Here is a 14897-nt window from a genome sequence, read left to right on the forward strand (position 1 = left end):
TCATCAAATGGAAGTGATTTTTAATATATAAATAAAAGTGTAAATGGGGAAAGGGAGATGAAAACGTGTTAAAGCAATTTGTTCATGATAATCTTGTTTTTTTGGATAAAGAGTATAAGGATTTTGAAGATGTTTTGTCCCATGTTATGAAAACGCTTATAAACGAAAATTATGCGGAAAAAGATTTTGAAGAAGCACTATTAATACGTGAAAAGGAATTTCCAACAGGTCTGCAGTTAGATGGATATGCTGTAGCTATTCCACATGGAGGTTCCCAATATGTGAAGCAAGATTTTATTTCCATGGTAACTTTAAAGAATCCCATTTTTATGAATCGGATGGATAACCCTGAGGAATCATTGGCGATAGATATCTTATTTATTATAGGATTTGGTAAATCAGACACCCATTTGCAATGTTTAAAACAACTTATGGGGCTTATTCAAGATCCAAAGGTAATAGAAGACTTGAGAAAAGGGACTTCAATAATGTCAGTTTTATGAGTAGGTACTTTATTTTGCCAAAAATACTATAAATTTCATTGAGATAGTGGATATTTGTGCGCAAAATTCTTTGAAATTCAAATTATTTTAATATCATTGGAGGAATTAACATGTCAAATTCAAAAATTCAAATCGTAGTAGCTTGTGGAAGTGGTGTAGCGACTTCTACTATTGCAGCAGATGCAGTGAAAGAACTTTTAACAGAGTTAGGAATTCAAAATTACAATCTTGTTAAAACTAGCATGACGGAATTACCTAATATGGTTGATAGTACTGATGTTATTTTGACAACTAATAACTATAAAACGGATGAAAAGCCATGTTTGAACATCATGGGATTTGTAACAGGAATTAATGAAGAAAAATTGAAGAGTCAATTGGCTGAAATATTCTTGAACTTAAAATAATAAATAAGGAGAAATGAACCCGTATGGATACTATGTTTAACATGATGAGAGCGATCACTGATATGGGAGCAACAGCCATTTTACCAATAATCATTACCGTATTGGGTTTAGTTTTCCGGATGAAAATTGGATACGCTATCAAATCAGGGCTTTTAGTTGGGGTAGGATTCTTAGGCTTGACGCTAGTCGTTAACTTGCTAAATTCCTCGTTAAAACCAGCAGTAGATTATTATGTAAAAATCGGTTCTGGATTTACAATTGCAGATATTGGCTGGCCAGCTGTAGGGGCAGCTTCTTGGGTAGCTCCTTTTGCAGCCTTAGCAATTCCCCTAGGTCTTATTATTAATTTAGCGTTAGTTCGACTGAGATGGACAAAAACTTTAAATGTTGATATTTGGAATTACATGCATTTTCTTATCCCAGGGGCATTAGTCTACTTTCTATTTGATAGCTTCTGGTTAGGGTTGATTATAACGTTGGCGATGTCTGTTATCGCTTTATTTATTGGAGATTTGATTGCTTCAAAATGGCAGGAATACTTTGGGTTAGAAGGTACAACATGCACAACTATTATTTATTCAGCATGGGGGTATCCGATTCCCTGGCTAGTAAATAAAATTATTGATTTCATTCCGGGTGTAAAAAAATGGAATATTTCTTTGAATAAAATTAATAAAAAAATCGGTGTTCTAGGGGACCCAGTCATTATTGGCTTTATTGTTGGGGTAATTTTAGGATTAATTACTAAAAGACCTGTTACTGAAATAGTTCCAATGGCAATGGGGATCGCTGGGGTAATGGTATTAATGCCAAAAGTGGTTGCAGTAATGATGGAAGGGTTATCTCCAATTGGAAAATCAGCTAAAGACTTTATGATTAAACGAATGGGAGATAACTCCAAATTAAATGTTGGTATGGATATTTCTCTTGGATTAGGCGATCCGACTACCATTACTACTACAGTCATTTCAATTCCTCTTGTTATGCTGTTTGCGCTTATTTTACCTGGAGTTGAATTCTTTCCAATAGGACTTTTAATGTCTATTACCTATATTTCTGTAATGTGTACATTAACAAGTAAAGGAAACTTATTTCGCTCTATTGTATCCACAGTTGTTTTTTGTATTATCACATTTTATCTTGCAGGATATATTGCGCCAGGTGCGACACAAATGCTTACCAGCGCAGGTGTTCAGTTAGACGGATTAGGGACAGATGTTACTTTATCTGAGCCTTGGAACTTATTAATCTATTGGGTAAGTACTTTAGCAAAGTAAAAAAATAGAGAAGAGGCAAAATAATGAAACAAATTTTACCATCATTATTTGCAGCAGATTTAATGAACTTAAAAGAAGAATGCGATGTTTTATATGAAGAAGGGTTTCAAGTACTTCATGTTGATATGATGGACGGAAATTTCGTTCCTCACATCGCATTTGGTCCAGAACAAATTAAAAATATCAAAAAGCAAGTGAAGATGAAATTAGATGTTCATATGATGGTATCAGCTCCGGAGCACAAAATAGCGAGTGTCTTGGAGACTGGGGTGGAAATGATTTCTGTCCACTATGAGGCTACTCCTCATGTTCGCTATGTTATTGATCAGATTAAGCAGCATGGAAGGAAAGCAGGAGTCGTAATTAATCCGGGAACTGACACATCTTTACTAAAACCTCTCCTAAATACTATTGATTATATTTTAATTATGTCTATCAATCCGGGTAGACCAAACCAAGCTTTTATTGAAGAAACGATTGATAGAATAAAAGAGGTTAAGGAAATGATTGGTAACCGAACTATTCAAATTGAGGTCGATGGTGGCATTGACGAACATATAGCTAGCAAATGTATAGAAGCTGGGGCTTCAATGATTGTGATTGGGTCTTATTTATTTGCAGATAACAAGGCACATCTAAAAGACTTGAAAATGCTAGAACAATAGGAATGGAAAGGTTGACTAAAATGAATTCATTAAAGTTATATGGAGCAAGAGATTTACGTTATGAAGAAGCTGAAAAGCCACGATTAGTGGATGGGAAAGATGTAATCGTAAAAGTTAAAGCTTGCGGTATTTGCGGATCTGATATGTCTCGTTATAAAAAAATGGGCGCACATACACCTGGTCAGGTATGGGGACATGAATTTGCTGGTAATGTAGAACAAGTCGGTGAGGAAGTTACAAGCCTAAAAGTCGGGGACCGTGTCGCAGGATGCCCGGCATTAATCGATGAAGATGATTATTACTATCGTGCTGGTCAACCAGCTAGAGCAGATTCGTTAAGTGCAATCGGTGCCAAGGAACCAGGAGGCTTTGCCGAATATATTAAACTTCCAGAGAAAAATTTCGTCAAAGTACCTGATGATTTAGACTTTGATTCTGCTTCGATGGTAGAACCTTCCACAGTAGTTTTGCATGGTTATTACCGGACGAACTTAACTGTGGGCGATGATGTGGTTATTGTTGGTGCAGGGGGAACAATCGGATTATTTGCGGTTCAATGGGCGAAAATTTTTGGCGCTAAACGGGTTATTGCTGTTGACATTGATGATGAAAAACTTCAAATTGCACAAGAATTGGGTGCAGATTATACAATTAATTCATTAAACGAAGATGTTTTGGTGAAGGTAGCTGAGTATACAGATGGAATGAATGCAGATATTGTGGTCGAAGCAGCCGGAACTCCAATTACGGCATCCACTGTGTTTGGTTATGCTAAAAAGGGCGGCGGAGTTGTCTTTTTAGGTATCCCATATGCGGACGTTGCGATAGAAAGATTTTATTTTGAAAAAATCTTGAGAAGTGAGCTAACCGTTTGGGGATCATGGAGTTGTGTGTCTGCACCATTCCCGGGAAAAGAATGGTCGACGACAATTCACTTCATGAACAATAAAAGATTAAATACTGAAAAAATGATTACCCATCGGATACCACTGGATAAAGGGCCAAAGATGTTTGAGAGATTAATGGAGAGAAAAGAATTAATCGGAAAAGTTATTATGTATCCTGAGAAATAAAGGTGAAATTAAAATTATGGACAAATTAACGAAACAATTGGAAGCTGTTATGAAGGAACTAGAAAATAGTATTCCTTTAATGGATGTTGGTGAAAGTGAAGAGATTCTAAAAAACTTATATAGTGCAAAAAGGATTTTTGTTGCTGGTTCAGGAAGATCAGGTTTAGCTATTCGTGCTTTTGCTAACCGACTCATGCACTATAGAAGCATCTTACATCAAAAATTAAACAACTTTATTATTCATCAGCAAATGGGGGGAATTGTATAAAATAATAGGGGAGTTACGGCAATGGAACAATCAATTTAGTTGAAAAGGCTGAGTCATGGGGAATTTCTTACATGCTCAGCTTTTATCGTTAGTCGAACTTAAATCCTTTTAACGCTTCCGACAGCGCATTATTTACTGGATCTTCTTTATTCTGCTGCTTTAAATACTTCTGAACAGTACTTTTATCTACTTTACCACGTGATTCTTTCTTACGACGTTCTTGGAATGTTGATAACTTTTCACGATAACCACATTTACATACAAAGATTTGACCTTCACCTTCACCACGAAGTTCAAGTTTTTTTTTACATTGTGGACAGCGTGCATTTGTTACACGTGATACATTTTTACGGTGACCACATTCACGATCTTGGCATGCAAGCATTTTGCCTTTTTTACCGTTCACCTCAAGCATCAGCTTACCACAATCTGGACACGACTTTGTAGAGATGTTTTCGTGTTTGTATTTTTTATCACTTACTTTAATTTCCGCCACGATTTCTTTTGTGTGCTTTTTCATTTCATTGATGAATACATCTTTCTTTAACTTACCTTTTGCAATTAGTTCCAGCTTTTGTTCCCATTTTGCTGTTGTAGCTGGCGAACGCAATTCTTCTGGAACTAAATCTAACAGTTGACGACCTTTTGACGTAATGTAAATTTCCTTACCACCACGTTTTTCAATAAGAAATGAATTAAACAGTTTATCAATGATATCTGCACGTGTGGCAACAGTACCTAGTCCTCCTGTCGCTTTTAATGTATCTACAAGCTCTTTATTGCTTGTTTGCATGTACTTTCTTTGTAGGGTCTTCCATGGCAGATAATAATGTGGCCTCTGTAAAGCGAGCAGATGGTTTTGTTTGACCAGATGTTTGTGCAATTAATTTTGTTCTTAATACATCACCTTTTTTAATATGTGGCAGTAATTGCTCTTTTACATCATCTGAAGACTCTTCATCATCAAAATGATTTTCGTACACTTCTTTCCAGCCAGCGTTAATGACTGTTTTACCTTTAGCAATAAATTTCTCGTTACCAATAGTCGCTTGTAATGTTAATTGTTCGTACTCATAAGTTGGGAACAGAACGGCTAAGAAACGTTTTACCACAAGGTCATAAATTTTACGCTCTTTATCCGAGAAAGAAGAATAATTAACATATAAAGGTAAGATTTTATGTGAAGCAATTGAAAACGAACCTCTTTTGACAAGTGCCGAAATGACAGCTAAGTGGGAAGCCTATTTAAAGAAAATTGGGCGCAAAGAAGGTAGCGTTCAAAAATTTTTAGAAAACATCCAACTGGGGATTAGATACTCTCCAGAGTATTTTCTATTTAAATATGTATCTTTTTTTTCAATAGATATGAATTTGAAATCTGAAGGGATAGATAATCCAATCATGAACGGGCAGACATGAGGGCTACATATGATGGGTTAACCTTCACCAATTTTGGCTGAGTAGCCTTTTTAATTTCCTAATAATCTTGATTTGAAAAGGGTTTTTATATTGTATAAATTTTTGTGTCACTTTTTCTCTTTAATACAGAGTAGTCTAAACTTTTATGTCACTCGTCAAATTTTGACGAGTGACACAATTGTTGAGACTATAAAAACATGATTATAACAAGGTTTATCTCTTAATGGTCTAGAGTTTTGTGTCAATAATTATTGACACAAAGCTTTAGACACTCTCGATAAATGACACAAAAGTTTAGACTATGTTGTAATTACAGCTCATATTATTAGAGAAACATACTTTGTATTTCAAGCTGTCACTTTAATCGGTAAATTGCACCTGTTTTCAGAGCTACTTTACACTTCAAAATACGCCTATTCTAAACAATAAAAGCACTTATCCAAGCTGTGAGCTGATTAACAAGTTCTTTACGTTTTACTTTAGACTTTTTCCAGATAGCGCAACATAAGATAGGTTTTATTAGGTTATTGGACGTAGAATAATGAACAAGGTTTTGTAACGTATATAGCAAGAAAAAACAACCTTTTTAATTCAAATCTAGGTGTGTTCAGAAAAGGACGAGTTTCGTTACAGGGTTTGTATAAAAATTCTGCTTTATAAAAAGTAGTAAATTTAAAAGCTTCAGCTACCCTAATACATAATTTCCCCTTATAAGGCGCTGAACTATCTTAAAATGGAGTCACCTTACAAAACAGGAAAAATCGTTTGCAAGAAGTAGCCGATGCATACGTTGTTGAATTTCCCTGTAACAGTATTCAAAAACAATAACCCGATTATTGACAAGATGGGTTTATTACAATAAACTAACCAATAAGAGGTCTATCACAATAAACCAGATAGGGAGGGCGATCAGAATGGAGCCGTATAAATTGTTCGATGCCGAATACAAATTTACATGCCTGATTTGGGATAACGAACCTATTAATTCTACTGATCTTGTAAAGCTAAGCCTAGCAGAGCTTGGCTGGAAAAAGTCCACAACTTACACTGTTTTAAGAAAGTTATGTAAACGGGGAATCCTTAGAAACGAGGAAGCAACGGTCACATCCATTGTTAAAAAAGAGGACGCGCAGAAATACGAAAGTCAGATGGTTGTTGAAAAATCCTTCAATGGGTCCTTACCACAGTTTTTAACTGCTTTTCTAGGTGGAAAGGGGATTTCTAATGAGGAAGCCGAAGAGTTGAAACGGATTATTGAGGAGGCAACTAAATCATGAACCTGTTTCTTGTAATCCTTAATATGAGCATTACTGCAAGCTTTGTTGCACTTGCGGTTATCATGGTGAGATTTCTTTTGAGACGCGCTCCTAAAATATTCTCCTATATTCTCTGGGCAGCCGTAGCCATCCGACTGATCACCCCTGTTAGTTTTACCTCAAGCTTTAGTATGTTAGGTTTTGTAAAGTTCCAGAAGAAAACTGGCACAGGTTTCATGGAATTTGTACCCCAAGAAATTGGGATGCAGAAAAATCCAGTTGTGGATATCGGAATTAAAGAGATAAGCCATTTTATAAATTCATCCCTTCCAGTGGCTACCCCGATGGCGAGCGCAAACCCCATGCAAATCATCGTGTGGATCGGAAGTATAATTTGGATAACAGGTGTAATCATTTTTTTACTTTTTAGCATTCTGTCTTACTTGAAAATATTAATTAAGGTCCGAACGGCAACATTTGTCAAGGATAATATCTATGAGACTGACCAGATTGACACACCCTTTGTTTGCGGTTTTCTGAATCCGAAAATATACATCCCAATTGGCATGAGTGATCATGAGCTGTCTTACATTTTACTACATGAGAAAATTCATATTATAAGACGTGATTATCTGATAAAACCTTTTGCATTTATGCTCCTTATCATTCATTGGTTTAATCCGCTAATGTGGTTATCTTACGCACTTATGAGTAAAGATATGGAGATGTCCTGCGATGAAAGTGTTGTTAACAAAATGGGGCATCAGATTAAAGGAAGCTATTCAACCTCATTGCTTACGCTTTCCGTTAGCAAAAAAGGGTTACTAACTGGTAGTCCACTTGCTTTTGGAGAGAGCAATGTGAAGGCACGAATTAAAAATATTCTTACTTACCGTCAACCTTCTAAGAGGATGATTGCAATCTATATACTCGTTATTGTAGCCTTAGTTGTAGGATGTACGTCCAATCCGATGCCTTTGCAGCAATCGCCACAGGAATCCTCGCAGCCATTATATTCAGGATATAACATAGATAAGCTAATGGAGAACAAAACACTTTATGTTGGTGGCGCAAGTAAGGTAGGTGGACTCATTGGTGGAATGGCCAAACCAACAGGTGTTGAATGGAATGGGATGGCACTTCAAACAACAGCTCAGCCTTATGGAGTAACGATCAATTATATAATGAATGACTCTATTCATGGGATGGAGGAAAAGGAAATAAATAACGAAGTTTTCCTTCGTAATTCCATTCTACTATTAAGCCTCATTGATAACGTCGATATTATAACCTATTCGTTTGTTGACAACTCGGGGCAAAATAATGATATGGTTAATACCTTTACGTTCACAAGAGAACAGGCAGACAAACTATTTGGCGAGGATGTCAGGCATTATGCTAAAGATGAAACAAGCCTGCGAAAACTGATTGATCGTTTAAACAATATGCACTTCAGTGAAACTTATATATAAATTAATTGTGTATCAATAGGTTCTCCTCTGCTGAGATTGTGAAAGTTTACCTAACTCCTACAGATATAGCGATAAGGAAGGTTGGAGAATACTTGAATCTGATTTAATTTTGCTAAACAACGTTATCCCCACCAATAATTTTGAACGGTTTAACATGAAAAAAATCCTGTTAAACTATCTTGGGGTAGTATAATATACTTATAAAAATGTTTGTGATTTGGATCAAAAATTAATAGTAGTTTATTTTACTTTTTCTATAATAAATTTAATACATATATCTTCTTGTATAAAAGGGAATGAATGGAGAATGGTGAATTTAGTTCAAGAACTAAATATAGAAAAGTTTTTACTTATGGAAATAATGGAGGAAATAGTTGATTTTGTTTGTTTAAAAGATGGTGAAGGTAAATGGATTCGAATGAATTCAATTTCTAGCAATAAAAACTTGTTACAGTTAGATTATTTATATTTTTTAGGGAAAAAAGATAATGACTTAGCCAGGCTATATCCTAATTTTCAAGTTTTTTTTGAAAATTGTAGGATATCTGATGAAGAGACTTGGTTAAACGGTAAGATTACCAAATTTGAAGAGACTGTTTATAATATAGAGGATGAAATGAGGATCTTTGATATTATAAAAGTCCCTTTTTTTAATGTAGATGGTAGTCGAAATGAATTATTGATTTTAGGGCGAGATATTACAAATGAAAAACAGAATGAAACAGATCTTGAAATAAAAATAAAAGAGTTAGAAGATTTTAAGTTTGCGTTAGATGAATCATCGATTGTGGCAATAACAGATCATAGGGGAATCATCACTTATGTTAATAATAAATTTTGTGAAATCTCAAAGTATAGTAAAAACGAATTAATTGGAAACAACCATCGAATTGTTAATTCAGGATACCATCCTAAATCATTTATGAAAAGTATGTGGAAGACCATTCAAGATGGAAGGGTTTGGATGGGTAATATTAAAAACAAAGCTAAAGATGGTTCTAATTATTGGGTAAAAACAACGATTATACCCTTTGTAGATAACAAAGGCATACCTTATCAATACATTTCAATTCGGCAGGATATTACAGAACAGATGAAAATGGAAGAGCAGATTCTGTATAACTCTTATCATGATGAATTAACTGGGCTTCGTAACCGACGTTATTTGAAGGATAATTTGAACCAATGGATAAATGAAAATAAAAATAATCAAATGGCACTACTTTTTTTAGATTTAAACCGGTTTAAATTTATTAATGATACGTTGGGTCATAGCGTAGGCGATCAGGTTCTTAGAGAAGTATCAAATAGAATATTTACTTACCTACATGAAAAAGCCGAGTTATATCGATTCGGAGGTGATGAATTTATTATTGCATTAAAGAATTGTACAATTAACGATGTTAACGAACTGGCAAATGAAATTAATCATTTACTTTCACCTTCTTTTCATATTAATGACGAAAGTTTATATCTTAGTGCAAGTGTTGGAATCAGCCTTTTTCCAAGTGATGGGGTAGATATTGAAACCCTTGTAAAAAAGGCAGATAGTGCCATGTATGTTGCGAAAAAAAAAGGCATGAATTCTATTCAATTTTATTCATCAAAAATGTATGAAGATATGAACAAAACAATGAATTTGGAACGAGCATTAAGACAAGCCGTAGAAGAAAAGGATTTTATCCTTCACTATCAGCCACAGATAGATTTATCTTCCAATAAGATTATTGGAGTAGAGGCTTTAATTCGTTGGAAGCATCCAGTTACAGGAAACATATCTCCGTCTGAATTTATCCCGTTGGCAGAAGAAACTGGTTTAATTACTCCCATAACTAAATGGGTTCTTGAAACAGCGTGTAAACAAAATAAAAAATGGCAGGAAAATGGAACACTTCCAATAAGAATAGGGGTTAATATATCTCCTTACTTGTTTAGGGAGGATTTGATTGAAATGGTCAAACGAATTTTAAATGAGACACAATTACAACCGTGTTATTTAGAATTGGAGATTACTGAAAGCTTAATGCAAGACCCTACTTTTACTATTCCAATTCTAAAGGAATTAAAGTCTCTTGGGGTAAGACTCTCTATAGATGATTTTGGAACTGGTTATTCCTCTTTAGCTTACTTAAGGCACTTTCCTATCGATAGCCTAAAAATTGACCGTTCCTTTATTAATGATATACAAACTGATAATGGGGTTATGGTTAAAGCGATCATCGATATGGCTTCCCATTTAAGTGTCAGTGTTATTGCTGAAGGCATTGAAAATCAGGAGCAATTATACTTTCTTTCGAAACTAAATTGTTCCGAGGGACAGGGCTACTATTTTAGCCGTCCTTTACCAAGTAGTGAAATAAATAAGATTCTGCCTAAATTTGAAAAAGTAGGGGAACAAAGGTGAAACTAATATTTGGTAAAAAAATGGGTTATAGAGGCAGAATTATAAGTATACTATTTATTTCTGCCATACTTTTGTTCATTAGAGAGATGGTGAAAAAACACTTTGGTCAAGTTCCTCATCCTGTTCCCATACCAGCAATAATCGTATTAGTTATAGCGTGGTACCTTGGTAAACAATATGATAAATATGTCTATTTATCAACGAGGGACTCTCTAACAGGCTTATATAACAGGCGTTATGTAACGGATAATTTCCCTAAATTATCCAGATATGCGAATAGAAGAAAATTAAATATCTGTACTTTACTGGTGGATGTAAATGATTTTAAAGAAATAAATGATCATTATGGACATGACGCCGGAGATGTTGTTTTGGTAAATATTTCAAAAATCTTGTGCGATTCTTTTGGACAAAGGTCTATTATTGCCAGATGGGGTGGAGATGAATTTCTTGTTCTTGTATTCGTTTCTGATGTGAATGTAATAATCGACGAAATAAATGATTTTAATAGTAAGATCAAAAACGAGGATTGGAAGCATAAAAGCATAGGCACTTTATCTGTTTCAGTAGGTAAAGCGACATATCCTACAGATGCTACTAGTTTAAAAGAATTAGTGGCTAAGGCGGATAATAGTATGTATGAATATAAAATAAAACATAAAATGCAAAAACTTTTATAGAGGTAATTGTTAGTTAGAAGAGTATTTGATTCTTTCTATAAGGCTTAGTGACAGGGTAGCTACCATAAACCGCAAAGTAATGAGTTGTTTTGGAGAGATTTAAGGGAAAATTTCAATGTATGTTACCAAAAACCACAAGTTTTTGTAATGGTACTATTAAAATATATGGTCATTGGTATAGATAGCTTTGAACTTTACCAAAAAGTATCACCAAAAGACTTACCAAAGACCTTTACCATAATGTTGTTTTATTTTTCTTCATAGTTACTTTGCGGTCTACGACAAGAACCCTGTCATCAAGTCTTACTGGAAGATCCTTTTTCATTTCCTATAAGGGTGATTATGTAAACTCCTCTTAATAAAATAAGAGGAGTTTTTTAATCTAGCTTATTAAGCTAACGGGGCAGGTGTGCGGCCGAGCCTAGGTCGTATCATATAACGGGTGGGATTCCCGTCGAGTAAGAATTAGCCATTCGCTCGTAGCGAGTCTTGGAGGGCTAAAGGTAACTTTAGTCCTTAAGCGTAGACAGTTAGGTGGCGGGCCGAAAGCCAAAAGGTTGAAGGGATTGAGCTCCATAATGTTAGTGAATCGAGAGGGCTGATGCCTTACCTGCAGCAGAAAGCTACATTTTATCCTTCGTTAAAAGGCAAGAAGGATAAAACCTCTCTGGAGTCAGAGACCTTGGCACGTTACACATTGATATGATACGGCAACTCGGGAGACCCTACCGGTCTTTTCTTCCTTTTAGAAGAGTATGGTGTACAAGCGATAATAAGCAAGGAAACCAAATGCCGATGTAGGGAGTCGGATAGCAGCGTAGTACCAATGAAGTTGGGTAATGCCGATGGAGGAAAGGCTAGCTACCAGTTATCACCCTTATTAGGGACACATTTACTACACACAGAGGTAGGTATAATAAATGGAAACAAAACTACTAAGGATAGCAGAATTAGCAAAATCTGATCCTAAAATGAAATTTACATCTCTTGCACATCTTTTAAATAAGGAAGCATTAGTTCAATGTCATCATGAACTTCCCAATAAGAGGGCAACTGGGATCAACGGTACAACTAAAGAGCAATACGGTGAAAGTTTAGAAGAAAACATAGAGGATTTAATAAGTAGGCTTAAAAGCAAAAGTTACCGTCCTGTTCCAGTAAGGAGAATGTACATTCCAAAGCTCAATTCAAACAAGAAAAGACCATTGGGAATACCTGAACATGAAGATAAAATTGTTCAAAAAGGCATTACAAAGATACTTAATACCATTTATGAAAATGACTTTCTAGATTGTTCATTTGGATTCCGTTCAAATAGGAGTTGCCATGATGCTTTGAAAATACTGAACCACTATATTGAAAAGAGGTCAGTAAATTATGTAGTAGATGTAGATATTAAAGGATTCTTCGACAACGTTGACCACATATGGATAATGGAGTTCTTAAAACTGCGAATCTCTGACCCTAACTTACTAAGAATGATTGGTAGGTTTCTTAAAGGTGGATATATGGAGGAAGGTAAGAAACATAGAACAGATAATGGTACACCGCAAGGTGGAGTGATATCTCCGGTATTAGCCAATGTGTATCTTCATTATGTCCTCGACCTTTGGTTTGAGAAAAGGGTAAGAAAACAGTGCAAAGGACAAGCATACATAGTGAGATATGCAGATGATTTTGTCTGTTGTTTTCAATATAAGAGCGAAGCTCAGGAATTCTTCCAATCATTAAAACTTAGATTAAAGAAGTTTAAACTAGAGATAGCTGAGGATAAAACTAAAATTATTCCCTTCGGGAGGTTTGCGGAGAAAGATGCGAAACAAAAGGGAAATAGAAAACCAGCAACCTTTGATTTCCTAGGTTTTACACACTATTGTGGGAAGAGTAAACAGGGAAATTTTCGAGTGAAAAGGAAATCAAGCAGGAAGAAAGTCCAAGGCAAACTTAAGGAATCAAAAGAATGGTTGAAGAATAATAGAAATAAAGATATTCATATGATTATGGATAGATTTAAACGCTCACTAATAGGTTATTACAACTATTACTGCATCACAGATAACACCCAAAGTGTAAACAAATTCAAAGACAAAATCGGATACATACTGTATAAATGGCTCAACAGAAGAAGTCAAAGGAAATCCTTTACATGGGATAAATTCAGACTATTTCTTGATAAATATCCACTACCTTCACCAAGAGTTAAGGTCAATATATATGACTTAAGAAAAGAGATTAGCTACATTTTGTGAATGATAACTAGGAGGAGCCGTGTGCGTGAATAGCGCAAGCACGGTTCTGTGAGGGGGGAGGAACACAATCTACCGAAAGGTAGAAAGGTTCCCTTCTACTCGACTAGTTGAATAACAACTGATAGTAAACAGGGTGTTATTCAACTATTGCAGGAAGTTAAAGCACTACTAAAATTGATGTATAATGAATTAACACGATAGACAGAGCAGGTGAAGGTAAAATTATGGAACTACTAGGTGCATTTTCATTAACGAGTTTAGGCTTTATTTTATGTATAGCAGGTATTTTGTATATGAGAAAGACTCAAAAAAAGAAACCTTTATCGCTTATTAAATACTATGGAATCCAGCTTGGACTCATATTAATTGCCCTTTTATCTCTCACCGTGTTTTGGGATGCCCTAACGGTAATGCCTAAGATTATAAAGGGAGATCACGACACAGTAAAGGGTGCGTGTTCAGTTGAATATTGGGACACCACAAAAGATTCTTATTTAGATATTCTGTTTTCAGAAAGTATATTTTTTAGTGTTCCTCCTGATAATTGGGATAAAGGTTCATTAAAAACGGCATATTGCGAAGTTACCTATTATGAAGGTTCTGAATTTGGAATACATTATAAAATATTCAATAAACAAAATGGCACATTATTACAGAAAGATTAGCCACTTTAAGTAAATATATAATAGCTTACGACTAATCATGAGGCGTCCTGCGATGGGTACACCTTTTCCACTAACGGAGTGCTTGTGCGGCCGAGCCTAGGTCGTATCATATAGCGGGTGGGATTCCCGTCGAGAAAGAACTAGCCATTCACTCGTAGCGAGTCTTGGAGGGCTAATGGTAACATTAGCCTTTAAGCGTAGACAGTTAGGTGGCGGGCCGAAAGCCAAATGGTTGAAGGGATTGAGCTCCATAATGTTAGTAAATCGAGAGGGCTGATGCCTTAAGCACAGCAGAAAGCTACATTTTATCCATCGTTAAAGGCAAGAAGGATAGAACCTCTCTGGAGTCAGAGACCTTGGCACGTCACACATTGATATGATACGGCAACTCGGGAGACCCTACCGGTCTTTTCTTCTTATAGAAGAGTATGGTGTACAAGCGATAATAAGCAAGGAAGCCAAATGCCGTTGTAGGGAGTCGGATAGCAGCGTAGTACCAATGAAGTTGGGTAATGCCGATGGAGGAAAGGCTGCTACCAAGTTATCACCCTTACTAGGG

At 35.6% G+C, this 14897-nt stretch carries 12 protein-coding genes and 1 pseudogene; 12 read left to right on the forward strand and 1 reads right to left on the reverse strand.

Annotated features, from left to right (window positions below; all coding sequences use genetic code 11):
* Window positions 1–65 precede the first annotated feature (65 nt).
* From AC625_RS09455 to AC625_RS09480, 6 genes are all read left to right on the forward strand, one after another.
* Window positions 66–503, forward strand: coding sequence for a PTS sugar transporter subunit IIA (locus AC625_RS09455; RefSeq protein ID WP_049681078.1), 438 nt, complete (start codon window positions 66–68; stop codon window positions 501–503).
* A gap of 110 nt (window positions 504–613) precedes the next feature.
* Window positions 614–910, forward strand: coding sequence for a PTS sugar transporter subunit IIB (locus AC625_RS09460; RefSeq protein ID WP_049681079.1), 297 nt, complete (start codon window positions 614–616; stop codon window positions 908–910).
* A gap of 23 nt (window positions 911–933) precedes the next feature.
* On the forward strand, window positions 934–2187 hold the full coding sequence (locus AC625_RS09465) for a PTS transporter subunit IIC (protein ID WP_049681080.1): 1254 nt from the start codon (window positions 934–936) through the stop codon (window positions 2185–2187).
* Window positions 2188–2210: 23 nt separating this feature from the next.
* Window positions 2211–2852, forward strand: coding sequence for a ribulose-phosphate 3-epimerase (rpe, locus tag AC625_RS09470; protein WP_049681081.1), 642 nt, complete (start codon window positions 2211–2213; stop codon window positions 2850–2852).
* Between the two features lie 20 nt (window positions 2853–2872).
* Window positions 2873–3925: a galactitol-1-phosphate 5-dehydrogenase gene (locus AC625_RS09475; protein ID WP_049681082.1), complete on the forward strand. Its 1053-nt coding sequence runs from the start codon at window positions 2873–2875 to the stop codon at window positions 3923–3925.
* Between the two features lie 16 nt (window positions 3926–3941).
* Window positions 3942–4193, forward strand: coding sequence for a phosphoheptose isomerase family protein (locus AC625_RS09480; RefSeq protein ID WP_049681083.1), 252 nt, complete (start codon window positions 3942–3944; stop codon window positions 4191–4193).
* 88 nt (window positions 4194–4281) lie between these two features.
* On the opposite strand, the pseudogene AC625_RS09485 reads toward AC625_RS09480, so the two are convergent.
* Window positions 4282–5362 (reverse strand): annotated as a pseudogene (locus tag AC625_RS09485) (DNA topoisomerase); the annotation flags it as partial.
* A gap of 1164 nt (window positions 5363–6526) precedes the next feature.
* Here AC625_RS09485 and AC625_RS09495 point away from each other — a divergent pair.
* The 6 genes from AC625_RS09495 to AC625_RS09520 all read left to right on the forward strand — a co-directional run bounded on the left by AC625_RS09495 (window position 6527) and on the right by AC625_RS09520 (window position 14338).
* The gene (locus AC625_RS09495) at window positions 6527–6889 is read left to right on the forward strand and encodes a BlaI/MecI/CopY family transcriptional regulator (protein WP_049681085.1); all 363 of its coding nucleotides are present in this window, start codon (window positions 6527–6529) and stop codon (window positions 6887–6889) included.
* The gene (locus AC625_RS09500) at window positions 6886–8340 is read left to right on the forward strand and encodes a M56 family metallopeptidase (RefSeq protein WP_180320087.1); all 1455 of its coding nucleotides are present in this window, start codon (window positions 6886–6888) and stop codon (window positions 8338–8340) included. Before AC625_RS09495 ends, AC625_RS09500 begins: the two co-directional genes overlap by 4 nt.
* 307 nt (window positions 8341–8647) lie before the next feature.
* Entirely contained in the window at window positions 8648–10744 is a 2097-nt protein-coding gene (locus tag AC625_RS09505) for a bifunctional diguanylate cyclase/phosphodiesterase (RefSeq protein WP_049681087.1), read from the forward strand.
* A complete protein-coding gene (locus AC625_RS09510; RefSeq protein ID WP_049681088.1) occupies window positions 10741–11424 on the forward strand; it encodes a GGDEF domain-containing protein in 684 nt (227 codons plus the stop codon). The genes AC625_RS09505 and AC625_RS09510 overlap by 4 nt, the downstream gene beginning before the upstream one ends.
* A 920-nt stretch (window positions 11425–12344) precedes the next feature.
* Complete coding sequence (gene ltrA / locus AC625_RS09515) at window positions 12345–13673, forward strand: group II intron reverse transcriptase/maturase (protein ID WP_049681089.1); 1329 nt, start codon at window positions 12345–12347, stop codon at window positions 13671–13673.
* 224 nt (window positions 13674–13897) lie between these two features.
* On the forward strand, window positions 13898–14338 hold the full coding sequence (locus tag AC625_RS09520; protein WP_245644971.1) for a flavoprotein: 441 nt from the start codon (window positions 13898–13900) through the stop codon (window positions 14336–14338).
* Window positions 14339–14897: the final 559 nt, after the last annotated feature.

This window comes from Peribacillus loiseleuriae (assembly GCF_001183985.1).
Classification (GTDB): Bacteria; Bacillota; Bacilli; order Bacillales; family DSM-1321; genus Peribacillus; species Peribacillus loiseleuriae.